We start from the raw sequence: 26,604 nt of genomic DNA, 5'->3' as shown, positions 1-26,604 counted from the left end.
GACGGACCCCGCTGGGCCGGCGGCCCTCAGGAAGACAGCACCCCCTCGTGGGTCAGCAGCCGCACCTTGCGGTCCAGACCGCCCGCATACCCGGTCAGTGCGCCGTCCGCCCCGATCACCCGGTGGCACGGGCGGACCACCAGCAGCGGGTTCGCCCCGATCGCACCGCCGACCGCCCGCACGGCGGCCCGGGGCGCTCCGATGCGCGCGGCGATCTCGCCGTACGTGGCCGTCGAGCCGTACGGGATGTCGTCCAGCGCGGCCCAGACCTTCTCGCGGAAGGCGGTGCCCTCGGTGCGCCGGGCCAGGCGGAACTCCTTCAGTTCCCCGGCGAAGTACGCGGCGAGCTGCTCCTCGGCCTCCCGGAAGGGCCCGGGGTCGCGCCGCCAGTCGTCCCGCACCACGCGTCCGCCCTTCTGTCCGGGCACGGACAGGGAGGTCAGCTCGCCGGTCGGGGCGGCGGTGAGGAGCAGCGGCCCGAGGGGGCCGGGCACGCTCGTCCAGTAGGTCGGGCAGGTCATCACAACTCCCACTCCCCTGCTGCGCGCAGGTGGTTCACGGCGTACGAGCGCCAGGGGCGCCAGCTGTCGGGGGCGTCGAGGCCGGGCGGGGCCACGTCCGGGTCGCCGAGGGCGCGGGTGCGGATCTCGGCGACGGTTCGGGCGTCCAGGCCGGGCACGGCCCGCAGGGCGTCCTGCGCGTCGTCCCGGTCGGCGCCCGGATCCAGGCGTACGGCCTGGTCGGCGAGGGCGGCGGTGAGCGCGCCGAGGGTGCCGGCGGGCTCGGCCCCGGCCAGCACGGCCGGCTCGGGGAAGAGGTGGGTGAGGCTGCCGCAGGGGGCGTCGAGGGCCTTGCCGTAGCGGCGTACGAGCCGTTCCGCCCCCGTCCGGCCGGTCAGGGCGCGCACCGCGAGTTCCTCCGGGTCGGCGGTGCCCGGCGAGCGCAGCCCGGGCCGGGCGACGATCAGGGGGGCGAGCCGGGGGTCGGCCGCGAGGCGCTCGTCGACGGCGTAGGGGTCGGCGTCGAGGTCGAACAGCCGTCGCAGCCGCTGGACGGCGGTGGTCAGGTCGCGCGGGTCGGTGAGGTGCAGCCGGGCGTCGAGCCAGCCGCCCGGGTGGGCGCCGAGCCCGGTCCGGGCGGTGCCGGGGCGTTCGTCGACGGCGACGATGCCGGTGCCGTACGGGAGGCGGAGGGTGCGCCGGTAGGTGCGGGCGCCGGGCGGGCCGCTCACCTCCTCGATGCCGGGTACGGCCTGGTGTTCCAGCAGGTCGAAGACGGGTCCGGCCCGGTAGGGGCCGCGGTGGGCGAGCCGCAGCGGGATGCCGGCGTCCGGGGTCGCCGTACGGTGGCCCCTGCCGTTGCGCGGCGCGCTCGCGCGCAGTTCGCTCGGCGTCGACGCGTACACCGCCCGGATCGTGTCGTTGAACTGCCGCACGCTGGCGAAGCCCGACGCGAACGCGATCTCGGTGATGGACAGCTCGGTGGTCTGCACGAGGACGCGCGCGGTGTGGGCCCGCTGGGCCCGGGCGAGGGCGACCGGCCCGGCGCCGAGTTCGGCGGTGAGCTGCCGCTGCACCTGCCGTGCGCTGTAGCCGAGGCGTCCGGCGAGCCCGGCGACGCCCTCCCGGTCGACGACGCCGTCGGCGATCAGCCGCACGGCCCGGCCCACCACGTCCGCGCGGACGTTCCACTCGGCGGAGCCGGGCACGGCGTCCGGGCGGCACCGCCGGCAGGCCCGGAAGCCCGAGCCCTGCGCGGCGGCGGCCGTGGCGAAGAACCGCACGTTGGACCGCTTCGGGGTGACCGCGGGGCAGCTCGGACGGCAGTAGATGCCGGTCGTCTCGACGGCGAAGAAGAACACGCCGTCGAAACGGGCGTCCCGGCTGCGTACGGCCTCGTACCTGGTGTCCTCGTCCGTTTCCTGGTCCATCACGGGTCCAGTCTCCGCCCTCGGCCGGGCGGCCGCTGGCGGAAATCGGACACCGCGATCGGGCAGGGGCCGGTCGGCGGGACGCGGGGCCGCTACGAGCGCCAGTGCGCTCCCCGCTTCGCCTCCATCGCGGCCCGGCCGATCGCCCCCTTCCGTTTCCAGTCCTTGCGGATCTCGGCCCGGAGGCGGGCGTCGGTCTTGGCGACGATGCGCTGGTTCTCCCGCAGCAGCTTGCGATAGCTCTCCAGCCGCCGCTGCGGCAGCTCACCGCTGTCGATGGCGGCCAGCACGGCGCATCCCGGCTCCGCCTCGTGGGCGCAGTCGTGGAAGCGGCACCGCTCGGAGAGTTCCTCGATCTCGGAGAACACCTGCCCGACGCCGGTCTCGGCGTCCCACAGGCCGACGCCGCGCAGCCCCGGGGTGTCGATCAGGACGCCCCCGCCGGGCAGGACGAGCAGGTTGCGGGTGGTGGTGGTGTGGCGGCCCTTGCCGTCGACGTCGCGGGTGGCCTGGACCTCCATGACGTCCTCGCCGAGCAGCGCGTTGGCGAGGGTCGACTTGCCGGCGCCGGACTGCCCGAGCAGCACGGACGTCCCCCCGCCGACGAGCGCGGCGAGCACGTCGAGCCCGTCGCCGGCCACGGAGCTGACGGGCACGACCGGCACGCCGGGCGCGCTCGTCTCCACGTCCTGGACGAGATGCGCCAGGGTCACGGCGTCCGGCACGAGGTCGGCCTTGGTGAGGACGACGACGGGCTGCGCCCCGGACTCCCAGGAGAGCGCGAGGAAGCGCTCGATGCGCCCGAGGTCCAGTTCGAGCGCGAGGGACACGGCGATGACGGCGTGGTCGACGTTGGCCGCGAGGATCTGCCCCTCGGACCGCTGGGAGGAGGTGGAGCGGACGAAGGCGGTGCGGCGCGGCAGGCAGGTGCGGACGTAGCGCGGGTTCCCGCCGGGTTCGACGGCGACCCAGTCTCCGGTGCACACGACCCGCAGGGGGTCGTGCGGGGTGACGAACGCGGTGTCGGCCCGCAGCGGCCCGTCGGCGGTGACGACGTCGCACTGCCCGCGGTCGACCCGCACGACCCGGCCGGGCAGCAGTCCTTCGGCCTCGTACGGGGCGAACGCCCCGGCCCAGGCCTCGTCCCAGCCGTAGGGGGCGAGCGCGGAGGAAACGGATGAAGCAGAGGAGGAAGACAAGGGTGACCCTTCCGAGGTCGGCCCCGGCCCGACAGTCGGTCGGTTCAGCCGGCGGCCATGGAGGTGGACTTCATGAACTGGATGCGGGCAGCGCTCATCGCAATGACAGCCATCGGTCGACACCTCCTCGTCGCTCGGTTCTTCTCTGCACGGAACCGCGGCGTGCGCGGAACCGGCGTCACGGTATCCCGCCGTGGCGCGGGTGCGTCAACCGCTTTTCACGCAGGCGTGGCCGTTCAGCTCGAAGTCGTACGGCGGGGAGTTCTTGCTGCGCCAGGAGGCCAGGAAGCCGAAGGCCAGGTCGCCGCCCGCGGGGACCGACTTGTTGTAGTCGGCGGCCGTGGCGCTGACGCGGGAGCCGTCCTGGGAGACGGAGGCGTCCCACATCTGGCCGACCTGCTGGCCGTCCCGGAAGGACCAGGCGACGCGCCAGGCTTCGAGGGGCCGGGTACTGGTGACGGTGACGGTGGCCTGGAAGCCGTCGGGCCACTGGTTGACCAGGTCGTACTCGACCCTGCAGACGGGATCCTCGTTCTTTTCGGGTTCGGCCCGGTCGGTGGGCGAGGAGGTGCCCTGCGGTTCGGTGTGGCGGTTCTTCTCCTCGGGTTTGCGGGATTTCTCCGGCTGCTTCGAGGTCGGGGTGTTCCGGTCGGCCGGTTTCGAGGTCGCGGGCGGCAGGGACGCGACGGACGGCAGGGGCGGAGCGCTGTCGGCCACCGGCTGTCGGTCGGCGCCGGGTGCGCCGAGATCGTCGCCGTCGCCGCCGAAGGGCATCAGGGAGACCCCGAGGGCCAGCACGGAGACCAGGACCGCGGCGACGAGGAGTCCGTTGCGGGCGGCGCGCGCCTTCTGTTCGCCGTCCTCCGGTTCTGCGCCCGCCCTGCCCGTCGAGCCGGGGCGGCCGGCACCGAGCCGCACCTCGGCGGCGCGGCGGCGGCGCTCCAGGTAGGCGAGGCCTCCCCAGCCGATCACCCCGCCTGCCAGCGCCCCGGGCAGGGCGCCGCCGTGCAGGCGCAGACAGGCGGCGGCCTCGGCGCAGTGCACGCAGGTGGCGAGGTGCCGGGAGAGGTCGCCGGGGGCCTCGGCGGCGGAGGAGCGGGTGACGGCGTCCAGCAGCCGGGCGTAGCTGCGACACCGGCCGTCCATGGGCGTGTCGAGGTGGTTGCGGTGGCAGCGGTCCCGGAACAGGGTGCGCACCTGCTGGAGTTCCTCGGCGACGCCGGCCGGATCGAGTCCCAGGCGGCGGGCGACCAGGGGCAGCGGCAGCGCCTCCACCTCGGCGAACCAGAGCAGCTCGGCGTCCGGTTGCTGCAGATCGCGCAGGCCGCGCAGCGCGAGCGGGCGTTGCAGGGGCGGGCCGGTGTAGCGGGCGGCCGCGTCCGAGTTGAGCCACAGGCGCAGGTCGGGGTCGAGTTTGTGGCCCTGCCCCTCCTCCTCCCAGGCCGCGGCCGTGGTGCGTACGGAGGTCAGCAGCAGGGGTATGCGGGGCAGCCGGGACGGGCGGCGTGCGGTGCCGCGGACCTGGCCGCTCTCGGCGGCGCGGGCCTCGCGCACGCCGTGCGCGAACGCCTCACGGCCGAGCTGTGCGGCGGCCGTGGAACCGGACGTGCACAGGTCCGCGTACGCCAGGACCGCGTCCCAGCACTCGGAGAACAGCGCGGCCTCGGTGGCGTCCTGAGGGGTCGGCAGGTCGGGCATGAGTCTCCTGCATCCACAAGCGAGGTCAACTCACCACGTCGGCATTGGAGTTGGGGGGAACCTCGCGGCAGGGCAAGAGCTTTTCACGCCTCCCACACAACTGACAAGCGCCCTGTTCAGATATCACGACAGGGCGGCCGCACCCCCATGGCTCCGGCTTCTCGGTGTGCCATACGGATGCGGCCGCCCCGCGACTCAACCTCGTCTCGCCACAAGGGGCGATGTCATCGAAGCGTTATCAAACGGCGGTGGGTGCGTCGGCCGGGAGACTGTCCATGAAGGAGCTCACCGAGAAGACCGCGTTGCCGGCGCCGGGCGGGCCGTAGCCGGGGGGCGAGGAGAGACCGAAGTCCTCCATGGTCTGGCGGTAGGCCTGGAGCAGGCGGATGTGGTACTCCAGCGGGGCACCCTGCGGATTGGCTTTGCCGAGCGGCGTCGTGGGCTCCGGGCACCAGGTGGTGAAGCGGGGCGTGATGCCGTGCGACATGAAGAAGCGCAGGCCCTCGGTGGTGGAGTCGATGGCCTCGTCGACCGTCTTGAAGCCGAACGGCTCGGCCATCTCCACGCCCGCCACGAAGTTGGGGATGACGTTGCGCGCGCCGAAGATCTCGGCCGAGTCGAGGATCCGCTTGTGCCACTCGTCCCGGCCGACGTACCGCTCCTTGCCCGGGCAGTACATCTTGAACAGGTACTCGTCCCACACCTCGTAGTTGGGGTGGTAGATCTGCACCCCGTGGTCCTTGAAGCGCTGGACGTCGTCCTTGGGCAGCGCCTGGGCCACGACCTTGCCGATCCAGCGGCCGGGGAAGCGCTCCTCGATGGCCTTGGCGTAGTGACCGTAGAAGTCGGCCTCGTCGCGGCCGGAGACCGTCTTGGTGATGGCGCCGCCGGTGAGGGTGTAGGCGGTGGAGGCCTTCGCCGTGTCGTAACGGTCGATGATCTCGAGGGCTTCGAGAACCTCCTCGACGTCCTTCACGCCCGTGTAGGGGCGGCCGGCGGCCTTGTGCTGGCGCCAGTTGTGGTTGATGTCGCAGTACTGGCACTCCTCCTTGGCACCGAAGTACTGGCAGACCCGGAAGACGGTCAGGTAGATCAGGTAGCCCCATTGGATGGTCGGAGCGACCTCCATGACCGACTTCCCGCTCGCGAGGGTGTGCCGGTAGTACTCGGGCATCGGTGGCACACCGACGTCGGAGATGCGCTTGCCGTCGAGGTAGAGGCCGAGCACGCCGTCGTCGTTCGCGGCGACGCGGTACGGCGAGGACGGGTTCACGCGCACCGAGACGACGGTGCGGCGCAGGTCGTAAGGGCCGCCGGTGAGGATGATCTCCTCGGGCGGCCTGCGCAGCGCGGCCTCGCCCAGTTCGGGCAGGGTGCCGTGGTCGAAGGAGAAGATGAAGTACGACTTCGGCTTGACCTCGCCGCCCTCGTTGTCGCTGAGCGCGGAGGGGTCGAAGGCGACGCCGCCGCGGAGCAGGTCCTCCTTGAAGACGGCTTCCCGCGGTACGTGCGGGAACCGCTCCATCAGATCCTCGATCAGCGCGGTACGGCTGCCCATCCCGTCTCTCCTCCCGGTTCGGACGTACGACTCCTCACGGTATGCCCCTGGGTGCGCGGAGCCGGTACCCGGGTCCCCCCGATACGGCGGAATGCCCCGTTCATCACCCTCTGTCCTGGGTGATCGTCAGGCTTCGCGCTCCAGCGCCGCCCAGTCGACCGCGTACGCCGGCTCCTCTCCGGCCAGCAGCCGTTCCGCCTCCTGCGCGACCGTCAGGCCGAGCCGCGCCAGCTCGTTTCCCTGGGAGCCGGCGAGGTGGGGGGTGACGAAGGCGCCGGGCAGGTCGTAGAGGGGCGAGTCGGCGGGGAGCGGCTCCGGGTCGGTGACGTCGAGGATCGCGGTCAGGCGCCCGGCGCGCAGTTCCGCCACGAGGGCGTCGTGGTCGACCAGCGCACCGCGCGCGGTGTTGATCAGCACCGCCCCGTCGGGCATCAGGGCCAGCTCACGGCGGCCGATCATGTGGTGGGTCTCGGGCGTCTCGGGGGCATGCAGGGTGACGATGCCGGACGTGCGCAGCAGCTCGTCCAGCGGCAGCAGGGGGACGCCGAGCGCGGCGGCCCGGCGTTCGTCGACGTAGGGGTCGGTGAGGACCGGCCGCAGGTCGAAGGGGCGGAGCAGTTCGAGGACGCGGCAGCCGATGCGGGAGGCTCCGATGACGCCGACCCGGCGGCCGTAGTTGCCGATGCCGGGGATGACGCCCCAGCCCGGGGAGGTGCGGGCCGTGCGCATCCGGTCGCGGGCGGCGAGGACGTCCTTCCCGGCGAGCAGGATCATGGCCAGGGTGTACTCGGCGACCGGCAGCGCGTTGGCGACGGCCGCCGAGGAGACGACGATGCCCCGCTCCCGGAGGGCGTGGGTGGCGAAGGACTTCACGGAACCCGCCGAGTGCAGCACCGCCCGCAGCCGGGGAGCGGCGTCGAGCACCGTCTCGTCGATCCGGGGGCAGCCCCAGCCGGTCACCAGGACCTCGGTCCGGGCCAGCGCACCGAGGACGTGCGGGTCGGCGAAGTCCCGGACCACGAGGTCGGGATCGATGTCCACGGACTTCCGCAGCCGCGCCAGCACCTCGGGCGGGAAGACCTGCGGCACGTTCTCGGCGTCCAGGGCGAACAGTGCCTGGGGGCGCTGGCTCAAGGAGGTGACCTTCCGGCTCGGGAGTGCTGCTGGAACGGCTCCCGCACCACGGACAGAAACCGCTCTCTAAGGTCGCTACCGTAGGACGGTCCGGACGGCGGCGGCAATGGACTCCGTGCCGGGGGTAGGTTCCGCCCGGGGGCTTTCCTGTCCCCGCCGCCTCGGGGAAGGACGACGGATGAACGGGACCGTGACCAACTGGGCGGGCAACATCGCCTACGCGGCCAAGGAACTGCACCGGCCGGCCTCGTCGGCCGCGCTGCGAGCGCTCGTCGCGGACAGCGACCGGGTGCGGGTCCTGGGCAGCGGGCACTCGTTCAACGAGATCGCCGACCCCGGCCCCGAGGGCGTCCTGCTGTCGCTGGCGGACCTTCCCCCTCGGGTGGAGGTCGACACGGTGGCCCGGACGGTCCGGGTCGGCGGCGGTGTGCGCTACGCGGAACTGGCCCGCCGGGTGCACGGGCAGGGACTCGCGCTGCACAACATGGCGTCCCTGCCGCACATCTCGGTGGCCGGGTCGGTCGCCACTGGCACGCACGGCTCGGGGGTGCTCAACGGCCCGCTCTCGGCCTCCGTGCGCGAGGTGGAGCTCGTCACGGCCGACGGCTCGGTGGTGACCATGGGGCGGGGCGAGGAGCGGTTCGGCGGGGCCGTCACCTCACTCGGCGCACTCGGCGTCGTCACCGCGCTCACCCTGGACCTGGAACCGGCCTACGAGGTCGAGCAGCACGTGTTCACCGGGCTGCCTCTTCAGGGCCTGGACTCCGGGGTGTTCGAGACGGTGATGGCGACGGGGTACAGCGTGAGCCTGTTCACCGACTGGCGCGAGCCGGGCTTCGGGCAGGTGTGGCTCAAGCGGCGTACGGACCAGCCGCTGCCCGCCTTCCCCTGGGCCGCTCCCGCCACGGAGAAGATGCACCCGGTGCCGGGCATGCCCGCGGTCAACTGCACCGAACAGTTCGGTGTGCCGGGGCCGTGGCACCAGCGGCTCCCGCATTTCCGGGCCGAGTTCGTGCCGAGCAGCGGGGCGGAGCTGCAGTCGGAGTACCTGCTGCCGCGCGGACACGCCGTGGAGATGCTGCACGCGCTCGACGCGATCCGGGAGCATGTCGCCCCCGTCCTGCAGACCTGCGAGGTGCGCACGGTCGCCGGCGACGACCAGTGGCTGAGCCCCTCGCACGGGCGGGACACCGTCGCGGCGCACTTCACCTGGGTCGAGGACACGCGAGCGGTCCTGCCGGTGGTGCGGCGGGTCGAGGCGGCGCTGGCCCCCTACGGGGCCCGCCCGCACTGGGGCAAGGTGTTCACCCTGCCCGCCTCCGCGCTGCACGAGCTGTACCCGCGCCTCGGCGACTTCCGCACTCTGACGCAGGAGCTGGACCCGCGGGGGAAGTTCGCCAACGCCTTCGTGCGAGATGTGCTCGCGCGGGCGTAGGCGGAGCGGGGGTGGCGGGGGCCCACCGGTCGACGAGGGGCGGACGGCTCGCCACGTCGTCCGTGGCGTGGGCCGGGGGCCGGTCAAGTCGTGGCGTGCGGCCGGACAGACCGGCCAGGTCCGTGGCACCTGGGCGGCCCGCCGTTCCGTACCCGGTGACGGCGGCGAACGGTCCACCCGGTCCGGCCGTGGCGGGCGGGCGGCCCTGCGATCAGGTCGCGGCATGCCGCCGGCCCCGCGATCAGCCCACGGTGCGCCGGCGTCCCCGCCCCAGGCCACGGCGTGCACATGGCCCCGCGGTCATGTCGCGGCGTGCGGGCGGGTGCCGGTGACGGAGGTCCCGGCACGGTCGACTTCGTCCTTGACGAGCAGGGACATCAGGGACGCCACGGTCAGCCCCGCCTCGGCCGGGTGGCGCAGCACCTTGCCGGGGTCGATCCGGTACGCGTTGGTGCGCCCCTCCCGCGTGTGGGAGAGGTACCCGTCCTGCTCCAGGTCGGCGATGATCTTCTGCACGGCTCGTTCGGTGAGTCTGCAGTGGGCCGCTATGTCCCGGATACGAGCACTGTGATTGTCGGCAATGGCAGCCAGCACGCGCGCATGGTTGGTGAGGAACGTCCATCCGGTGTGTGGCTCGGGCACTCCATCCATGCCCCAACTCTAGCGACAGAACATTCATGCACCCAAAAACACGTACGACATTTCATGTATTGATTGACGGGCATGGGGTAGAGGGGCAACGCTGGAAGCGGAGGCAAGGCGAACGGACAAGGGAGAACAGGGCCATGCGGGAGCCTGCGTACTCTGCGCGGTCTCACACGCGAGAAGACGCCGCACCCGCGGCGGACGACTGTGCGCCGACGACGATCCCGCCCTGCATGGCGACCATGGACGTCGTTCCGGACGGCGACCGGATGACCGTGACGATGTGGGGTGAACTGGACCTGGGAAGCCGACGGTTGCTGCCCGAGCTGTACGACATGCTCGCCCTGTCGGGCGGCGGCATGGACCTGCGTCTGGACGCCGTCGGATTCTGCGACTGCGCCGGCCTCAACGCACTGCTGGACCTGCAGGCCCGCGCCGTCGACCAGGGCAAGTCGGTCACCGTCCGGTCCTGCGGGGTCGCGGTCGATCGCGTTCTCGACCTGACCGGCACGCGGGAGCTGTTGACGGACTCCGGCCGGCCCGAGAACGCCGCACCCCCGGCCCCGTCCGGCACGGCCCCGCCGGAGGAGGACGGCCAGGACCTGCGCGCCGAAGTCGCCCAGTTGCGCCGGGCCATGCAGACCCGGCCCACCATCGACCTGGCCCGCGGCATCCTGATGGCCTCCTTCGGCCTGACACCCGAAGCGGCCTGGAGCGTGCTGGTCAAGACCTCCCAGAACACCAACACCAAACTGCACGATCTGGCCCGGGACCTGGTGGGCACCGTACGCGGCGCGACACTGCCGGAGCAGATGCAGCGGCAGCTGGCCGCCGCGGTCGCCGGCGCGAGCCGTCCGGACGAGGTGCCCGCGCACCCCACGGGCGGTGCCGCCGAGGAGCGCGACTGACCCGCCGGGGGCCGGAGCACGCGCATTGAGGCATCATGGTCAGGCCACCGTCGGCCATCACCTGCCCTCACCGGGCGGGCACTTTATAAAGCCCCTTTCCAAACCCCTTGTAGAAAGTCCCGGCAGCCCATAGCCTTGCGCCGCGCCGGTGCCGACGTCGATCCGGCCCGGCCGGTCTGGGAAGGAAGGGGCACCCGGTGAAGCGCACCTCACGTGACATCCGCACCGCGAACCGCTACGAGGTGCTGCGCCAGATCATCGCGGAGTCACCCACCTCCCGGCAGGAGCTGGCAGCGGCCACGGGGCTCAGCCTCGCGACGGTCGCCACCCTCGTCGGCGAGCTGCTCGACCTGCGCATGATCACCGAGGTCGGCTTCGAGGACTCGGCGGGCGGCCGCCCCCGGGGCCTGGTCGCGGTCAACGCCTCGGGCGGCGCGCTGATCGGCGTCGACATCGCCGAGACGTACGTCCATGTGGAGCTGTTCGACCTCGGACTGAACGTGCTGGCCCGCGCCGAGGAGGACGTCCGGCCCGGCGAGAGCCTGCCCGAGCAGGTGGTCGGCCATGTGGTCACCGCCGTCGGCTCGGTCGTCACACAGGCCGGCATCGAGGGCGCCCGGGTGCTGGGGGTCGGCGTGAGCGTGCCGGGGCAGGTGGACCGCGCGACCGGCGTCTCCGAGTACGCGCCCAACTGGGACTGGCACGACGTACCGCTTCTCGACCTGCTCACCGAGCACATCGCCTACCCGCTGTACCTGGACAACCCGCTGCGCGCCAGCGCGGTCGCCGAGCTGTGGTTCGGGGCCGCGCGCGGGCGCGGGAACGCGGTGGTGGTCAACCTGGGCACGGGTGTGGGCGCCGGCCTCGTCCTGGGCGGCGGACTGCACCGAGGGGTCAGCAACAGCGCCGGCGAGTGGGGCCACACCACGATGGTGCTGGACGGACGCCCGTGCCGCTGCGGCAACCACGGGTGCGTGGAGACCTACGTCGGCGCGCGCGGCATCATGCTGAACCTGCGCGAGCTCAGTCCCGACAGCGCGCTGCTGCACGCCGAGGACCAGACGGCGACCATCGACGCCCTGGCCCGCGGGGTCGCGGCGGACGACCCCGTGGCGCGCCGGGTCGTCCACGACACCGCCCGTTACCTGGGCGCCGGCGTCGCGGATCTGGTCAATCTGTTCAACCCCGAGATCGTCGTGCTGAGCAGCTGGGTGGCCCGCACCCTGGGCGAGCCCCTGCTGCACGAGGTGCGCGAGGCCGTGGCCCGGCACGCGCTGCCACGGCCGCTGGCCGCCACCGAGGTCGTCCTCTCCCCGATCCCCACCGACCCGGTGTGCCTCGGCGCGGCGACGTTCGCGCTCGAAGGCGCACTGCAGACCGTCGGGCAGAAGAACGGCAAACGCACCGCCCCCGTGAGGAGCCGTACCACCACCCCACCCTCGTAACGGCGGAACCAACTCCTCCACTCCTCCCACGTGTTCGAAATCGCGAACCGGACACAACGCTTCGCACAGACTTCGTCCAACCCCTTGCCGAAGCCTTAGTCGAAGCTCTAGCGTCCCGCACCGCACCTCTCTTTGAGCCATCTGGCGCGAGCCTTCGGGCCGTGAGCCATCAGGCAGTGAGCCGCAGAGCCGCAGCCGCACTCGAGACAAGGACGTCAGCATGTCGGCATCGAGCAACATGAACTGGGACCGCCGGAACGTACTGCGGGCCGCGATGGGCCTGGCCGCCGCGGGCGGGCTGGCCGCGTGCGGCGGCAACAACGGCCGGGGCGGCGGCTCCGGTTCGGGCACCAACCTGACACAGATGTTCCACGCGTACGGTGAGGCGGGCACCGAGCAGGCCATCAAGCGGTACGCGAAGGCGTACAAGGAAGCCAACGTGACCACGCAGTGGATCACCAGCGCCGACTACGAGAGCAAGCTCTTCTCGGCCCTGCTCACCAAGAACGCGCCGGACCTCTTCGAGTTCCACCCGCAGATCCAGCTCATCAAGAGCGGGCAGGTGGCGGACCTGAGCGACATCGTCAACCCGGTCAAGGACGACTTCAACCCGGCCGACATCAAGTCGCACACGGTCGACGGGAAGATATACGGCGTCCGCATGATCGACGACCCGCAGTTCTTCTTCTACCGCAAGTCGATGCTGGAGAAGGCCAAGGTCGAGGTGCCGACCACGCTCGACGAGCTGATGGAGGCCGCCGCCAAGCTCACCACCGGCAAGGTCAAGGGCCTGTACATGGGCAACGACCTGCACAGCGTGAACGACACGTTGATCTGGTCGTCCGGCGCCCAGCACCTCAACGAGAAGAACGAGATCGCCTACCACACGGACGGCGTCGTCGAGGGCCTGAAGAAGATGCGCCAGCTGTTCACCAGCGGCGACCTTCTCCTCGGCGCTCCGACCGAGTCCTGGGACCCCTCCTCGTTCAACCAGGGCCTGTGCGCCATCCAGTTCTGCGGCATGTGGGCGATGCCGGCGATCCAGGACGCGCTCGGCGACGACTGGGGCGTCTTCCCCTTCCCGAAGGTCACGGATTCCGGAAAGCCGTCCGTCTACAACGGCGGCTGGTCGATGTTCGTCAACGCCAAGGGCAAGAACGTCGACGCGGCCAAGGAGTACGTGAAGTGGCTGTGGATCGACCAGAAGGAGTACCAGGAGGACTGGGCCACCTCCTACGGCTTCCACATCCCGCCGCGCACCTCGCTCGCCGCGAAGGCCGACAAGCTCAAGTCGGGGAACGCCGCTGAGGGCGTCAAGCTCTTCAACGAGTTCGGGCACTTCGACAACATCGGCTGGACCCAGGCCATGCGCACCGCTTTCGAGGACGTCTTCGCCAACTCCGTCCGCAAGAACATGGACCCGGAGAAGGCTCTCGACAGGTGCGACACGGCAGTCAACCGCGAGCTCAAGAAGCTGTTCGGATAGGTCGCGGGACGGAACACGACATGTCGACGACCACCAAGCTCGACGTCCCGAGCCCCGCTGCGGCGAAGGCCTCCCCGGCCAAGCCGCGGCGGGGTCTGCGGGGCGGCCCCACCGTCAACTTCTGGCTCTTCACCGGACCGTTCCTGATCGGTCTGGCGATCTTCGTCTACGCGCCGATCCTCTGGAGCCTCTGGCTGAGCTTCTTCGAGGCCCGCTTCACGGTCACGCCGGACAAGTTCGTCGGCTTCGACAACTACACGTACATGCTGACGAACGACGACTTCGTCGGCTCGCTCGGCACCTTCACCGTGTTCGCCGCGTTCATCGTGCCCACCACCTGGGCGCTGTCGCTGGGCCTCGCCCTGCTGGTGAACCGGATGCGCTTCATGCGGGCGTTCTTCCGGTCCGTCTTCTTCCTGCCGACCGCGGTCAGCTATGTCGCCGCGTCGCTCATCTGGAAGATGTCCATCTTCAGCGGGGTCCGCTTCGGTCTGATGAACACGGTCCTCGGCTGGTTCGGGGTCGAGAACATCGCCTGGCTGATCGACCCCAACCCGCCCTGGTACTGGCTGGTCATCGTGACCGCCCGGTTGTGGCTGCAGTCCGGCTTCTACATGATCCTGTTCATCGCGGCGCTGCAGAACATCCCGGACGAGCTCTACGAGGCCGCCGCCATCGACGGCGCCAAGTCGGGCTGGCAGACCTTCCGGTACATCACCCTGCCCCAGCTGCGGGCCACGTCCACCGCGGTGATCCTCCTGCTGCTCGTCGCCGCCTACCAGGCCTTCGACGAGTTCTTCAACCTGCTGTCCAAGACCACCTGGGGACGCCCGCCCCTCGTCGAGCTGTACTACAAGGCCCTGGGCGAGAGCCAGGACTACGGCGCCGGCAGCGCGGGCGCACTCATCCTGACCGTGCTGATCTGTGCCGTGACCCTGCTCCAGGGCAAGATCATGGGCTTCGGAAGGGGTGACGAGTCCAAGTGACCACCACCATGACCAAGGTGCGCAAGGCCGCACCGGCGCCGGACGCGCCCAGCCGGGTCAGGCGCAGTGGCGGCGTGATGAGCTCCACCGGCCTCTACGTCGCCACGGGCGTCGCCGCCTTCCTGTTCCTGGTCCCGTTCTACATTCTCGTCCGCAACGCCCTGTCCACCGACGCCGAGATCACCGGAGAGAACTGGAAGTTCTTCCCCACGGACATCCAGTGGGGCAACATCAGCGAGCTCTTCACCGACGAGACGGTCCCCTTCGCCCAGTCCCTGTGGAACTCGGCGGTCGTGGCCACCCTGCACACCGTCGGCGTCCTGCTGGTGTGCTCCCTCGCCGGCTACGGCCTGGCCCGCATCCCCTACAAGCACGCCAACAAGGTCTTCTACGCCGTCCTGGGGACCTTGATGGTCCCGACCGCGGTCACCTTCGTCCCGAGCTTCGTGCTGGTCTCCTCGCTCGGCTGGGTCGACACCTACCGGGGTCTGATCATCCCCGGGCTGTTCAGTGGTTTCACCTGCTTCCTGTTCCGGCAGTACTTCCTGGGGTTCCCCAAGGAGCTGGAGGAGGCAGCACGCATGGACGGGCTGGGCTACTGGGGCGCATACTGGCGCGTCGTGGTGCCGAACTCGCTGAACTTCTTCGCGGCGATGGCGACCATCACCTTCATCAACGGCTGGAACGCCTTCCTGTGGCCCCTGGTCATCGGCCAGGACCCGAGTTCGTGGACCGTCCAGGTCGCGCTCTCCAGTTACATGACCAACCAGACCGTCGTCTTCCACCTGATCTTCATGGCCACGGCCGTATCCATCCTCCCCCTGGTCTTCGTCTTCCTCTTCCTCCAGCGCTGGCTGGTGCAGGGGATCGCACAGACCGGCATCAAGGGCTGAGCTAGGAGACCGATGTCTTACCGCACGACCCCATCCGTCGATTACGTCGAGGACGTCTCCCCGGGCAGCGGGGCCCTGCCGCCCCGCGCCTGGTACGCGTCCTCGGACGCGCGGTCCCTGTCGCTGAACGGCACCTGGCGCCTGCGGGTGTCGGCCACCGCCGGCGCCGAGGACGACTCGTTCGCCGAGGAGGACTACGACGCCGGGAACTGGGCCGAGGTCACGGTTCCCGGGCACTGGGTTCTCCAGGGCGACGGGGCGTTCGGCTCCCCGATCTACACCAACCACCTCTACCCCTTCCCCGTGGATCCGCCGTACGTCCCGACCGAGAACCCGACCGGTGACCACCTGCGCGTCTTCGACCTGCCGTCCGACTGGCCGTCGGACGGCGGGGCGGTGCTGCGTTTCGACGGTGTCGAGTCGTGCGCCCGCGTCTGGCTGAACGGCACGGAGCTCGGCGAGTTCAAGGGCTCCCGGCTGGCGCACGAGTTCACGGTCGGTGAGCTGCTGAAGCCCGGCCGTAACGTGCTCGCCGTGCGCGTGCACCAGTGGTCGGCGGGGTCGTACCTGGAGGACCAGGACCAGTGGTGGCTGCCGGGCATCTTCCGTGACGTGACGCTGCTGCACCGCCCGGCGGGCAGCCCGGGCGACTTCTTCGTGCACGCCTCTTACGACCACACCACCGGCGAGGGCACTCTGCGCGTCGACTCCGACGTCGACGGGCGGGTGACGGTCCCGGCCCTGCACATCGATGTCGCGACCGGCGAATCGGTCACGGTCGCCGTCGAGCCGTGGACCGCCGAGACGCCGCGGCTGTACGACGGGGTGCTGACCACGGACGGGGAGCGGGTGCCGCTGCGGATCGGTTTCCGCACCGTCGTCCTGGAGGACGGTCTCGTCAAGGTCAACGGCAGGGCGATCCTGTTCCGGGGCGTCAACCGGCACGAGTGGCACCCCCGGCACGGCCGCGCGCTCGACCTGGAGACCATGCGGGAGGACGTGCTGCTGATGAAGCGGCACAATCTCAACGCCGTGCGCACCTCGCACTACCCGCCGCACCCGGCCTTCCTGGACCTGTGCGACGAGTACGGCCTGTGGGTCATCGACGAGTGCGACCTGGAGACCCACGGTTTCGTCGAGCAGGACTGGCGGGACAACCCGGTCGACGACGAGCGCTGGACCCCGGCCCTGCTGGACCGCGCCGCGCGCATGGTCGAGCGGGACAAGAACCACCCGTCGATCGTGTTCTGGTCGCTGGGCAACGAGGCCGGCACCGGCCGCGGGCTCACCGCCATGGCCGAGTGGATCCACGGCCGCGACCCCGAGCGGCTGGTGCACTACGAGGGCGACTGGAACTGCCGCGACACGGACGTCTACTCGCGGATGTACGCCTCCCACGAGGAGGTCGCGGGGATCGGGCAGCGGCTCGACGGTGGTACGCACAAGCGCCGCGAACTGCCCTTCATCCAGTGCGAGTACGGCCACGCCATGGGCAACGGCCCGGGCGGACTGGCCGACTACCAGGAGCTGTTCGAGAAGCACGAGCGGCTCCAGGGCGGATTCATCTGGGAGTGGATCGACCACGGCATCGAGCACGCCGAGCTCGGCTACGCCTACGGCGGTGACTTCGGCGAGGAGCTGCACGACGGCAACTTCGTGTGCGACGGGCTGGTCTTCCCGGACCGGACGCCGTCGCCGGGCCTGATCGAGTACAAGAAGGTCATCGAGCCGGTCCTGATCGAGGGCGACGGCACCAACGGCACCGTGCGTGTCACCAACAAGCACGACTTCGCCGATCTGTCCGCGCTGGCCTTCGACTGGTCGTGCCAGGTGGACGGCGAGACCGTCGAGTCGGGTTCGCTCGCGGTGCCGGCGCTCGCGCCGGGCGAGAGCGCCGAGGTGAAGCTGCCGGAGCCGCCCGCGGACGGCCGGGGCGGCGAGCGGCAGTGGACGGTGCGGGCCCTGCTCGCGGACGACACGTCCTGGGCCGCGAAGGGGCACGTGGTGGCCTGGGGCCAGTTCGCCGTGGGGGCGCGGCCGCTGCCGTCGTTCCCCGCGACCGACCGGCCCGTGCGGGACGGCGACCGGATCACGCTCGGCCCAGCCGGGTTCGACGCCCGTACCGGTGCGCTGCTGTCGATCGGCGGGGTGGAGGTCGGCACGGCACCGCGACTGGACGTGTGGCGGGCGACGACCGACAACGACGACGGCGCCGAGTGGCAGACCGACACCCGCTACGGGATGCTGTGGCGCACGCTCGGTCTGCACCGGATGCGGCACCGCCTGGTCTCGGTCGAGGCGGGTGACGACGCGCTGACGGTGCGGACCCGGGTGGCGCCAGCCGCCCGCGAGGTGGGTCTGGACACGGTGTACCGCTGGACGTCCGACGGCGAACGGCTGCGGCTGAGCGTGTCCGTGACGCCCGAGGGCGACTGGACGGTGCCGCTGCCCCGGCTCGGCGTGCGCTTCGGACTGCCGGAGGCGGACCGGGTGGAGTGGTTCGGCGGCGGTCCCGGCGAGGCCTACCCGGACACCAGGGCGGCATCCATGGTGGGCCGCTGGCAGTCCACGGTGGACGGGCTGCAGACGCCGTACGTCCGTCCGCAGGAGAACGGCGCCCGTGCCGATGTGCGCTGGGTGGAGCTCGGCGGTCTCCGGATCGAGGGGGACCCGGAGTTCTGGTTCACCGCGCGGCGCTGGACGACCGAGCAGCTCGATGCGGCCCGGCACCGCTCCGACCTCACGGCCGGGGACACGGTGTGGGTCAACCTCGACCACGGGCTGCACGGCATCGGCTCGCAGTCCTGCGGTCCGGGTCCGCTGCCGCAGTACTTCCTGAAGGCGGAGCCCGTGGAGTTCTCGTTCGTGTTCTCGACCATCAAGTAAGAACTCGATTAATCGATTGACCGATTGATCGACATTCCGACAGTGTCGGAATGTCATCCGCGGCCGGTCGGCCCCCCAGCCGACCGGCCGCCGCTGTGTTCACCGCAAGGAAGCTGGTGGGTCAGTTGAGTGTCGCCATCGAGGTCCGCGGGTTGTCCCGTACCTTCCACACCACCGTCCGCCGCCCCGGGTTCGCGGGCGCCGTCCGTTCCCTGGTCAACCCCGAGCGAGTGGCCAAGCACGCGGTCACCGACGTCACCTTCGACGTGGCGGCAGGCGAACTCCTCGCCCTGCTCGGGCCGAACGGCGCCGGCAAGTCCACCACCATCAAGATCCTCACCGGCATCCTCACGCCCACGTCCGGCGAGGCCCGGGTCGCGGGCGTGGTGCCGTACCGGGAGCGGGAGCGCAACGCCCGCAACGTGGGCGCGGTGTTCGGGCAGCGCACCCAGTTGTGGTGGGACCTGCCGGTGCGTGAGTCGTTCGCGATCCTGCGGGACATCTACGAGGTTCCCAAGGCCGAACACACCGCGCGGCTCGAGGAGTTCGACGAGATTCTGGAGCTGTCGTCGTTCTGGGACACCCGGGTCCGCCATCTCTCGCTCGGCCAGCGGGTGCGCAGCGATCTGGCCGCCGCCCTGCTGCACGACCCGCCGGTGGTCTTCCTCGACGAACCGACCATCGGCATGGACGTGGTGGTGAAGGAACAGGTGCGGGAGTTCTTGCGGCACCAGGTGGAGCAGCGTGGCCGTACGGTGCTGCTGACCACGCACGACATGACGGAGGTCGAGCGGCTCGCCGAGCGGGTCGTGCTGGTCAACCACGGCCGGCTGATGCTGGACGGCACGCTCGACGAGATCCGCCGGAAGTTCGGCTCGACCTGGCAGGTGCGGGCCACACTGGCCGTGCCGGACGCCGAGGTCGTACCGCCGCCGGGCACCACCCTGTTGCGGCACACCGGCGCGCAGATCGTCCTCGGCCCCGACGGGCCGGACGCGCCGACCGTCCAGCAGGCGCTGAAAGCGGTGATCGAGCGGTTCGAGGTGACGGACATCGCCCTGGACGAGGCGGACCTCGAGGACGTGATGCGGGCCGCGTACGCGCACGCCGGGGAGGTCTGACGTGGCCGTGCTCCCCGCCTGGCGCGCCGCCCGGGTCACCCCGCTCGGCGAGCTGAACGCGCCGCCCCGGATGACCGCCGTCGCCCTCCGGCTGGCCGTGCAGGTGGTGCTGGTCTGGTCACTGTGGCGGGGCCTGTACGCGCAGTCCGGCACGACCGCGGGGCTGAGCCGCGACCAGGCGGTCACCTACGCCGTGTTGGCGGTACTGGCGTCCCGGCTGCGGGAACTGGACCAGTACGCGGGCCGGGACACGGTCCTGCAGCACATGCACTTCGGCACCATCGTCTACTGGTACCTGCGGCCGCTGCCGCCGCAGCGCTACTACGCCCTACGGGCAGCCGGAGAGCAGCTGTACGGGCTGGCCTGGGCGTTGACGGGGTACCTCATCTGCCTGGCCGCGGGCGTCGTCGAGCCGCCCCGGTCGCCCGCCATGGCGGGAGTGTTCCTGCTGAGCATGCTGCTGGGCCAGTGGGTCCTGTACTACGTGATGCTGGTCCTGGACCAGTTGTGTTTCTGGACGGTCCGCAACACCGCGGCCATGCTGATCCTGCTGTTCGCGCAGAACCTGCTGTCCGGGGTGTACGCGCCGCTGTGGTTCTTCCCGGACTGGTTCGTGACCATGAGCGCCTTCCTCCCCTTCCAGGCCACGCTGAGCGTGCCGCTGTCGCTGTACGTGGGGCGCATTCCGTTGTCGGACGCGGCGTTCCAGCTCTCCGTGCAGGCCGCGTGGGTCGTGGCGCTGGCGCTCTTCACCCGGTTGCTGTGGCGGCGGGCCGCCCGGCGCGTGATCTCGCAGGGAGGCTGAGATGCCATGGAAGGCTCTGCGGATCGTGTGGCGCGTGACGGCGCTCAACTTCCGCGCGCAGCTGGAGTACCGCACCGAGTTCCTGCTGATGATCGCGATCGGGGCGGTCTGGCAGGTGTCGGTGATCGTGTTCGCGACGGTGCTGCTGTCGCGGTTCGCCGGGATGGGCGGCTGGGACAGCTCCGACGTGCTGCTGATCCCGGCGACGCGGATGCTGGCGCACGGGCTGTTCGTGCTGTTCCTGGGGCGCATGCACTGGGCCGGCCGGCAGATCCAGGAAGGCCGCATCGACATCTACCTGATGCGTCCGATGCCGGTCCACCGCCAGGTGCAGCTGGCGTTCTTCCCGACCAACGCCATCGGGGACCTGACGGTGGCGGCGGGCCTGATGGTGGGCGCGCTCTCGCGCAGTGACCTGGACTGGACGACGGGCCGCGTCACCTACCTCGTCGCGGCCGTGCTCGGCGGCATGCTGCTGGAGGCCGCCCTGTTCACGGTCGTGGCCGGCGCGTCCCTGCGTTTCCCGGCCGCCGACATGTGGGGCCGCTGGCTGGAGGAACTCCTCGGCACCTTCGGCAGCTACCCGCTGAACGTCCTGCCCAGGGCAGTGGGCGGATTCCTCACCTTCGGCCTCCCGCTCGCCTTCGTCGCCTACTTCCCGGCGGCGGTCCTGACGGGCCACGGCCACACGACCGGAGTCCCCTACTGGCTCGCGGCGGCCTCCCCGCTGCTCGGGCTGCTGGCGTATCTGGCGGCCCGTCTGGTGTGGCGGTGGAGTCTGCGGCACTACAGCGGCATCAACGGCTGACGGTCCGGCCCGCGCCGCGGGCCGGGGTGAACAGGGCCGCCAACGGCGAGCGGGACGCAGGTCGCTCCGCCGGCCAGGGCGACCGGCGTCGTGCCCAGTTCCTCCGCGGCCCAGGTCGGAAGGCGGCGCTCGGCGCGACGAACGCGTTCCGCCGCGGCGGCTACGATCACGTGATGCGTCCGAGGGGTCCCGCCCTCGGCATGGCGCTCTTCGAGAGGTGACCCCGACCCCATGCCCAGAGCCGGTCTCACCCCCGAGCGCCTCGTCGCGGCCGCGGTCGAGCTCGCCGACGAGGTCGGGTTCGAGGGCGTCACCCTGTCCGCGCTGGCCCGCCGGTTCGGGGTGAAGGACGCGAGTCTCTACACCCACGTCCGGAGTCTGAAGGACCTGCGGACCCGCATGGCCCTCCTCGCCGGTGGCGAGATGATCGACCGGATCGCGGAGGCGGTCGAGGGGCGAAAGACCGGCCGGGACACACTCGCCGCCTTCGCGGCCGCCTACCGGGCCTACGCCCTGGAGCACCCGGGCCGGTACGCGGCGACCCAGATCCGCATCGACCGGGAACTCGTCACGGACTCCCCCGCGATGCGGCGCACGGCCGACGTCACGTACGGCGTGCTCCGCGACTACGGCCTGGAGGAACCCGACCTCACCGACGCCGTGCGCCTGCTGCGCAGCACCTTCCACGGCTACTGCGCCCTGGAGTCCACCGGCGCCTTCGGCGCACCCCGTGACGTGCAGGTCTCCTGGGACAGGGCGATCGACGCCCTGCACGTGCTGCTCCTGAACTGGCCGGGCGAGAAGAGGACTTCCGATGACTGAACGCACCCGATCCGATGAGACGGCCGGTGACATGGCCGAGCGCTACCGCCTCGGCACCGGCCCCTGGACCATGACACCCGTCACCCGGGGCGCCCTCGGCCAGATCTGGAAACTCTCCGGAAACGGCCGCTCCTGGGCCGTGAAGGAACTCCTCTTCGGCTGCGACGAGACCCAGGTCGCCCGCGAGGCCGCCTTACGGGACTCCGCGGCGGCCCTGGGCATCGCCTCGCCCCGGCTCCACCCCGACCGGCACGGCGCCCACGTATCCCGCCTCGACTCCCCCGGCGGCGGGTCCTGGGTGAAGCTGTACGACTGGGTCGACGGCACCGCGGCGGACGCCTGCGACCCGGACGTCCTGGACTGGTTCGGCCGGACCATGGCACTGCTCCACCAGGCCGGCGAAGGAGCCGTCGAGACCCCGGGCGACTGGTACGAGCGGTGTCCCGACGACGCCGACTGGGAGGACGTCTGCAAGCAGGTGCGGGACGCCGGCCTGCCGTGGTCGGACGAACTGGACCGGTTCGTCGCCACGTCCGCGCCGCCCCTGGCCTACTGGGTGACCCCCTCCGCGCCCGGCGGCCTGGTGACCTCCCACCTCGACCTCCAGCCCCAGAACGTGCTGATCGGCCGGGACGGCCCCGTCCTCCTGGACTGGGACAACGCCGGTCCCGTCGCGGCGGAGCGGGAGTTCGCACGCGCCCTCTACGTCTGGTCCGGCGGCAACGACGTGGACATCGCCTCCGCACGGCGTCTGGCCCGGGCGTACCGCGAGGCCGGTGGCCGGGCCGTCCTCACCGGCCCCGAATCCTTCTCGATGCTCTTCGCCACGGCCCTGAACTACATACACGTGCAGGCGGCGACGGCCGTCGATCCCGCCGTGACGGCGGCACAGCGCGAGTTCGGGGGCCGGCAGGCCGTGACCTGCCTGCGCAACGCTCCCGACCTCGCCGCCGTCTCCCTGCTGGTCGCCGCGCTCGACACCTGAGAGGCTGTCCGGCTGGCGGGCGTGCGGCTCGGCGCGGCAAGCCCCGCCACGTCGCCGTACGGCGGTGTGGTGCCCGTCGGTGGCCGGCCCGCGCGAATGCCGGCCGCGGCCTCCAGAGCCGCGCCCAGCGCCCGCCGGTACAGCAGCGAGCCGAGGCTGACCCGGCGTACGCCGACGTCAACGAGGCGGGCGACCGGCGGGCCGTCGGGCGAGTAGAGGACGTTGAGGGGCACCTCCAGGTGGCGCACCAGCGTCTCGATCCCCCGCAGGTCGGTGAGGCCTGGCACGAACACCCCGTCCGCGCCCGCCTGTTGGTAGGCGTCGAGGCGCGCGAGGGTGCCGTCGCCGTCGCCCAGCCAGTGAGTGTCGGTACGGGCGTTGACGAACAGGCCGGGAGCGGCCCGCTTGACCGCCGCGATCTTCGCCGCGTGCCGGGCGACCGGTCCCAGCCCGTCCTCCAGATTGATGCCGACCGCTCCGACGGCATACATCTCCCGCGCGAACTCCGCCACCTCGTCCGGGTCGTCGCTGAATCCGCCCTCCGCGTCGACGGACAGCAGAAACGGCTCGGATCCCAGGGCCACGGCCAGCCGCAGCGTCTCCTCCCGGGTCGCCGCCGCCCCGTCGGGCAGGCCCGCCGCCGCGGCGACGCCCAGGCTCGTCGTCCCGACCGCGCCGAAACCCTGCCCCGCGAGGGCGCGGGCGGATGCGTGATCCCAGGCGTTGGGCAGGAGCAGGGGCTCCGCGGCGCGGTGAAGGGCGGCGAAGGCGGAGGCGGCCCGGCCGGACGGCGTCTGCTGCGGATCGGCGGTCATGGCGTTCACGCTAGGCCCGGTTCGCTTCGGCGCGGACCGAAGGACGACCGACCACGGCGCCCCGGAATGGTGACGACGTCAGCCGACGTGCACGCCGGACACGTCCAGCCGGACCTCCACCTCGGGCCCGCCGCTCCAGCGGACCGTCAGCTCCCCCTCCCCGGAAGCGGTTACCGCGACCGTTTCCGCCAGCGGGACCGGATCCGCCTCGGCGGTGAGCCGGGCCAGGGCGACGAACAGGGTGGAATCTTGGGTGGTGACGCCGGTGAGGTCGGCGTCGAGACCGACGGCGGGCAGCAGTTCCGCCCGGGTGCCGTCCGCTGCGGCCCAGCCGGTCACACGGACCTCCGTCCCCGGCTCCACCCCCGAGACCAGGTGCGCCCGCACCTCCGCCGCCCCGCGCACCAGCACCACACTCGTCACCCGCGCTCCCCCGCCCGCCGAGTGCCGGGACGCCGCCCAGCCCTCGCCCACGCCGAGCGGTTCGATGCCGGTGCGGCTGGGGTCGCCGCCGACCAGGACGCTGTTGTCGTACGAGTCCGCGGGTGTCGTCACGGTGGAGTACGCCAGCCGCGTGTAGTACGGGTCGTAGCGGACGTCCTCGCTGCCGTGGTTGTGGAGGCGGACCACACCGTCGGAACGGGTGGACTGGAGCAGCCAGTTGGGAGGACCGACGGGGGTGACGAAGTCCGCGCGTTCGGCGGGGGCGGGTTCCTCCGGTGCCGTCCACACCTCGTGGTCGGGGGGCAGGAGCAGGCCCAGGAAGCCCTTGCTCGCCCAGTACGGCGAGGCCGGGCCCGAGTAGCCCTGCAGGACGGACTCGTCGTAGCCGTGCCAGCCGAGGGAGAGCAGCCCCCGGCCGTCCACCGCACCCCGGTCCAGGAAGTACTTCAGCGCGCCCGAGGCCAGCCGCCGGGTCTCACCGGGGGGCAGCGGCGTGCGGCCGGTCAGCGCGCCGAGCCACAGCGGGGCCGTCGTGGCGAAGCGGTACGTCAGGGAGCGGCCCTGGTGCATGGGGGCGCCGTCGCCGCCGAACAGGCGGGCGTAATCGCCGAGGTGGCGGAAGAGGCGGTCGCCGTACAGCTCCAGCAGTCGCTCGTCGCGCTCCAGCCAGGCGTGCAGCACCGGGTAGAGGTGCATCGCCCAGCCGTTGTAGTAGTCGTACTTGCGGCCGTCGCCGTCGGTGTACCAGCCGTCGCCGACGTACCACTGCTCGATGCGTTCCAGACCGCGGTCGACCGCCGCGCGGGAGGCGTCCGGCTCGTGGCCGACCTCGGCCAGGAAGCCGCCCACCGTGACCGGGAAGAGCTCCCAGTTGCAGGGCCAGGGCTCGGCCGTGAGGGCGTCGGCCAGCCAGTCCGCCGTGCGCTGGCGTACGCCGTCGTCCAGGCGGTCCCAGAGCAGGTCCCGGGTGAGGCGCAGGGCCAGGGCGATGGACGCCGCCTCCACCAGAGGCTGGCTGCGGTCCTCGATGCGGGGCCAGACGCCCGAGACGCCGGCGGCGAGACCGGTCGCGTAGCGTTCCAGGGCCTTCTCGTCGCGGCGGAAGGCGGCGAGCAGCAGGGTGCGGGCGTATCCCTCCAGGCCGTCGGAGAGGCGGCCCGACCAGCTCGCCCGGTCGCCGGGCAGGTGGTAGAGCGCGCGGTCCTCGCTCGCGTACGGCTCGACGGCGGTGAGCAGGGAGTCGGCCGCCGCCTCCCAGTGGGCTCGGGTGTAGCCGGTGAACGGGGACGTCGTGCGGTCGGCGGGGGGCAGCTGCATCGGATGTTCTTTCGCGCTCGGGCCGGTCGGAACGGATCGGACCTGGAGCGCCCCGGTTCCGGTCGGGGCGCCCCAGGGGTTCATCCCACCCGCACCATGCCCTTCGGCACCAGATGCCGGGTGACGAGTTCGTCGCGGACGAGGCCCGCGTAGGCCGTCGCACCGCGCACGGAGGTGTGCGTGTTGTCCCGCGCCTCGTTGGTGAGGTACAGCGCCTTGGAGCCTTCCACGCCGAGGGACTCCACCAGTGCCTTGGTCTTCGCCGTGAGGTCGATCAGCGGGACGTCCCGCGCCGCGGCGACCGAGCGGACGACGGCCGGGTGGTCGACACCGAGGCCGTTGACCAGCAGCGCGGTTCCGTTGTTCAGCGTGCCGTCGGGACTGAACCAGCGCCGCACGATGGGAGTGACAAGGACCGGCTGTCCGCCCTGTTCCCGGACGCCGGCCACCAGGGTCTCCAGGTTGGCCCGGTAGGTGGCCTCGTCCGTGGTCTTGTCGTTGTGGGCGAGCTGGACCAGGACCAGATCGCCGGGGCGGATCAGGGGCCGTACGGTGGCCCACAGCTGCGGGTTCCCCAGATACGTGACCGTACTCTCCCCGGAATCGGCGTAGTTGGCGACGGACAGGCCCTTGCGGAGGTACTGCGGCAGCTGCTGGCCCCAGCCGGAGTAGGGGTCGCCGGGCTGGTCGCAGACGGTGGAGTCGCCGACCAGGAAGATCTGGCGGGTGTAGCGGGCCGGGGTGACCCTGATGTCGGCGAGGGCCGGGGCGGAGCCGCCGATCCGCAGGTCGAGGCCGGGGGTTCCCTCGGGGCCGGTGGGCTCGCCCTCGGGGGTGCGGACGTTCACCGTGAAGCTGCGGGTGACGCTCCCCCGCTCTCGGCCTCGCTCCAGCGGGGGGACTCCCATGCCCGCCGGTGCGGCCGTCTCCGGGAGCAGGGAGCGGCGGGTCTCGCCGCTGATGCTCGTGCTGGACGCCGCCTCGCCGCCGAGGGTGACCCGTACGTCGTAGGTGCCCGGCGGGAGGTCGAAGTGGCAGGCGCCGGCGGCGCAGTGACCAAGGCCCCGGCCTCCGCCCCCCTGACCCGCGTGGGCCGGTACGGACGACAACGCGACACCCAGGGTCACCGCCGCCGCGACGGCGATGCTGAAACGTCTCACTCCAGGCTCCTCCCGGCGCACGACACGACCTGGAGGGGGACCGTACCGCTCAACGCAAGCGCTTTCTAGACCTGGAGCAGCATTCGCCGGATCTTGAGTTGGACATGAGTGAAAGCCCTTTCGC

General features: G+C 71.5%; 21 protein-coding genes. 11 read left to right on the top strand and 10 right to left on the bottom strand.

Annotated elements, in window-relative coordinates:
• Positions 1-26: 26 nt before the first annotated feature.
• The 6 genes from ACZ7EG_RS22210 to ACZ7EG_RS22185 form a co-directional block, all read right to left on the bottom strand.
• Positions 27-521, bottom strand: coding sequence for a methylated-DNA--[protein]-cysteine S-methyltransferase (locus ACZ7EG_RS22210; protein WP_471081410.1), 495 nt, complete (start codon positions 519-521; stop codon positions 27-29).
• Positions 521-1,930: a DNA-3-methyladenine glycosylase 2 family protein gene (locus tag ACZ7EG_RS22205; RefSeq protein ID WP_471081877.1), complete on the bottom strand. Its 1,410-nt coding sequence runs from the start codon at positions 1,928-1,930 to the stop codon at positions 521-523. The genes ACZ7EG_RS22210 and ACZ7EG_RS22205 overlap by 1 nt, the downstream gene beginning before the upstream one ends.
• Before the next feature lie 92 nt (positions 1,931-2,022).
• Entirely contained in the window at positions 2,023-3,129 is a 1,107-nt protein-coding gene (rsgA, locus tag ACZ7EG_RS22200; protein ID WP_471081408.1) for a ribosome small subunit-dependent GTPase A, read from the bottom strand.
• Between the two features lie 207 nt (positions 3,130-3,336).
• A complete protein-coding gene (locus ACZ7EG_RS22195; protein WP_471081406.1) occupies positions 3,337-4,827 on the bottom strand; it encodes a cellulose binding domain-containing protein in 1,491 nt (496 codons plus the stop codon).
• A 238-nt stretch (positions 4,828-5,065) separates the two neighbouring features.
• On the bottom strand, positions 5,066-6,385 hold the full coding sequence (locus tag ACZ7EG_RS22190; protein ID WP_471081404.1) for a radical SAM protein: 1,320 nt from the start codon (positions 6,383-6,385) through the stop codon (positions 5,066-5,068).
• 126 nt (positions 6,386-6,511) lie between these two features.
• Complete coding sequence (locus ACZ7EG_RS22185; RefSeq protein ID WP_471081401.1) at positions 6,512-7,519, bottom strand: hydroxyacid dehydrogenase; 1,008 nt, start codon at positions 7,517-7,519, stop codon at positions 6,512-6,514.
• Positions 7,520-7,697: 178 nt separating this feature from the next.
• Here ACZ7EG_RS22185 and ACZ7EG_RS22180 point away from each other — a divergent pair, with 178 nt between their 5' ends.
• Complete coding sequence (locus ACZ7EG_RS22180; protein ID WP_471081398.1) at positions 7,698-8,954, top strand: D-arabinono-1,4-lactone oxidase; 1,257 nt, start codon at positions 7,698-7,700, stop codon at positions 8,952-8,954.
• Positions 8,955-9,254: 300 nt separating this feature from the next.
• On the opposite strand, the gene ACZ7EG_RS22175 is transcribed toward ACZ7EG_RS22180, so the two are convergent.
• Positions 9,255-9,605, bottom strand: coding sequence for a helix-turn-helix transcriptional regulator (locus ACZ7EG_RS22175; protein ID WP_471081395.1), 351 nt, complete (start codon positions 9,603-9,605; stop codon positions 9,255-9,257).
• A gap of 227 nt (positions 9,606-9,832) precedes the next feature.
• On the opposite strand from ACZ7EG_RS22175, the gene ACZ7EG_RS22170 reads away from it, so the two are divergent.
• The 10 genes from ACZ7EG_RS22170 to ACZ7EG_RS22125 all read left to right on the top strand — a co-directional run bounded on the left by ACZ7EG_RS22170 (position 9,833) and on the right by ACZ7EG_RS22125 (position 21,759).
• Positions 9,833-10,507, top strand: coding sequence for an ANTAR domain-containing protein (locus ACZ7EG_RS22170; protein ID WP_471081392.1), 675 nt, complete (start codon positions 9,833-9,835; stop codon positions 10,505-10,507).
• 197 nt (positions 10,508-10,704) lie between these two features.
• Positions 10,705-11,952 carry an ROK family transcriptional regulator gene (locus ACZ7EG_RS22165; protein ID WP_471081389.1) on the top strand — a complete coding sequence of 416 codons (1,248 nt, stop codon included), beginning with the start codon at positions 10,705-10,707 and terminating at the stop codon, positions 11,950-11,952.
• 220 nt (positions 11,953-12,172) lie between these two features.
• The gene (locus ACZ7EG_RS22160; RefSeq protein WP_471081386.1) at positions 12,173-13,438 is read left to right on the top strand and encodes an ABC transporter substrate-binding protein; all 1,266 of its coding nucleotides are present in this window, start codon (positions 12,173-12,175) and stop codon (positions 13,436-13,438) included.
• Between the two features lie 20 nt (positions 13,439-13,458).
• Complete coding sequence (locus ACZ7EG_RS22155) at positions 13,459-14,424, top strand: carbohydrate ABC transporter permease (protein ID WP_471081383.1); 966 nt, start codon at positions 13,459-13,461, stop codon at positions 14,422-14,424.
• An 8-nt stretch (positions 14,425-14,432) separates the two neighbouring features.
• Positions 14,433-15,317 (top strand): carbohydrate ABC transporter permease, encoded by an 885-nt coding sequence (locus ACZ7EG_RS22150; protein ID WP_471081874.1) that lies wholly within the window; start codon positions 14,433-14,435, stop codon positions 15,315-15,317.
• A 12-nt stretch (positions 15,318-15,329) separates the two neighbouring features.
• Entirely contained in the window at positions 15,330-18,203 is a 2,874-nt protein-coding gene (locus ACZ7EG_RS22145; RefSeq protein WP_471081380.1) for a glycoside hydrolase family 2 TIM barrel-domain containing protein, read from the top strand.
• A 125-nt stretch (positions 18,204-18,328) separates the two neighbouring features.
• Positions 18,329-19,324: an ABC transporter ATP-binding protein gene (locus ACZ7EG_RS22140; protein ID WP_471081871.1), complete on the top strand. Its 996-nt coding sequence runs from the start codon at positions 18,329-18,331 to the stop codon at positions 19,322-19,324.
• 1 nt (position 19,325) lies between these two features.
• Positions 19,326-20,129: an ABC-2 family transporter protein gene (locus tag ACZ7EG_RS22135; protein WP_471081376.1), complete on the top strand. Its 804-nt coding sequence runs from the start codon at positions 19,326-19,328 to the stop codon at positions 20,127-20,129.
• 1 nt (position 20,130) lies between these two features.
• Positions 20,131-20,937, top strand: a complete 807-nt coding sequence (locus ACZ7EG_RS22130) for an ABC transporter permease (RefSeq protein WP_471081373.1) — start codon at positions 20,131-20,133, stop codon at positions 20,935-20,937.
• Positions 20,938-21,168: 231 nt separating this feature from the next.
• Positions 21,169-21,759: a TetR/AcrR family transcriptional regulator gene (locus ACZ7EG_RS22125; protein WP_471081370.1), complete on the top strand. Its 591-nt coding sequence runs from the start codon at positions 21,169-21,171 to the stop codon at positions 21,757-21,759.
• 837 nt (positions 21,760-22,596) lie between these two features.
• On the opposite strand, the gene ACZ7EG_RS22120 is transcribed toward ACZ7EG_RS22125, so the two are convergent.
• The 3 genes from ACZ7EG_RS22120 to ACZ7EG_RS22110 all read right to left on the bottom strand — a co-directional run bounded on the left by ACZ7EG_RS22120 (position 22,597) and on the right by ACZ7EG_RS22110 (position 26,480).
• Positions 22,597-23,559: an isocitrate lyase/PEP mutase family protein gene (locus tag ACZ7EG_RS22120; RefSeq protein ID WP_471081367.1), complete on the bottom strand. Its 963-nt coding sequence runs from the start codon at positions 23,557-23,559 to the stop codon at positions 22,597-22,599.
• A gap of 78 nt (positions 23,560-23,637) precedes the next feature.
• Positions 23,638-25,320: a DUF2264 domain-containing protein gene (locus ACZ7EG_RS22115; RefSeq protein ID WP_471081365.1), complete on the bottom strand. Its 1,683-nt coding sequence runs from the start codon at positions 25,318-25,320 to the stop codon at positions 23,638-23,640.
• 80 nt (positions 25,321-25,400) lie between these two features.
• Entirely contained in the window at positions 25,401-26,480 is a 1,080-nt protein-coding gene (locus ACZ7EG_RS22110) for a rhamnogalacturonan acetylesterase (protein WP_471081362.1), read from the bottom strand.
• Positions 26,481-26,604 lie beyond the last annotated feature (124 nt).

The sequence above is a fragment of the Streptomyces sp. NPDC037100 genome (assembly GCF_055606225.1).
This window is presented reverse-complemented; position numbering and strand designations above follow the sequence as displayed.

Excerpts from the sequence above, each read along its gene's own strand:
- ACZ7EG_RS22170 (WP_471081392.1), top strand. The coding sequence starts at position 9,833 with ATGGCGACCATGGACGTCGTTCCGGACGGCGACCGGATGACCGTGACG.
- ACZ7EG_RS22175 (WP_471081395.1), bottom strand. The coding sequence starts at position 9,605 with ATGGATGGAGTGCCCGAGCCACACACCGGATGGACGTTCCTCACCAAC.
- ACZ7EG_RS22120 (WP_471081367.1), bottom strand. The coding sequence starts at position 23,559 with ATGACCGCCGATCCGCAGCAGACGCCGTCCGGCCGGGCCGCCTCCGCC.
- ACZ7EG_RS22195 (WP_471081406.1), bottom strand. The coding sequence starts at position 4,827 with ATGCCCGACCTGCCGACCCCTCAGGACGCCACCGAGGCCGCGCTGTTC.
- ACZ7EG_RS22160 (WP_471081386.1), top strand. The coding sequence starts at position 12,173 with ATGTCGGCATCGAGCAACATGAACTGGGACCGCCGGAACGTACTGCGG.
- ACZ7EG_RS22125 (WP_471081370.1), top strand. The coding sequence starts at position 21,169 with ATGCCCAGAGCCGGTCTCACCCCCGAGCGCCTCGTCGCGGCCGCGGTC.
- ACZ7EG_RS22115 (WP_471081365.1), bottom strand. The coding sequence starts at position 25,320 with ATGCAGCTGCCCCCCGCCGACCGCACGACGTCCCCGTTCACCGGCTAC.
- ACZ7EG_RS22145 (WP_471081380.1), top strand. The coding sequence starts at position 15,330 with ATGTCTTACCGCACGACCCCATCCGTCGATTACGTCGAGGACGTCTCC.
- ACZ7EG_RS22205 (WP_471081877.1), bottom strand. The coding sequence starts at position 1,930 with ATGGACCAGGAAACGGACGAGGACACCAGGTACGAGGCCGTACGCAGC.
- ACZ7EG_RS22190 (WP_471081404.1), bottom strand. The coding sequence starts at position 6,385 with ATGGGCAGCCGTACCGCGCTGATCGAGGATCTGATGGAGCGGTTCCCG.
- ACZ7EG_RS22210 (WP_471081410.1), bottom strand. The coding sequence starts at position 521 with ATGACCTGCCCGACCTACTGGACGAGCGTGCCCGGCCCCCTCGGGCCG.
- ACZ7EG_RS22180 (WP_471081398.1), top strand. The coding sequence starts at position 7,698 with ATGAACGGGACCGTGACCAACTGGGCGGGCAACATCGCCTACGCGGCC.
- ACZ7EG_RS22130 (WP_471081373.1), top strand. The coding sequence starts at position 20,131 with ATGCCATGGAAGGCTCTGCGGATCGTGTGGCGCGTGACGGCGCTCAAC.
- ACZ7EG_RS22150 (WP_471081874.1), top strand. The coding sequence starts at position 14,433 with ATGACCAAGGTGCGCAAGGCCGCACCGGCGCCGGACGCGCCCAGCCGG.
- ACZ7EG_RS22155 (WP_471081383.1), top strand. The coding sequence starts at position 13,459 with ATGTCGACGACCACCAAGCTCGACGTCCCGAGCCCCGCTGCGGCGAAG.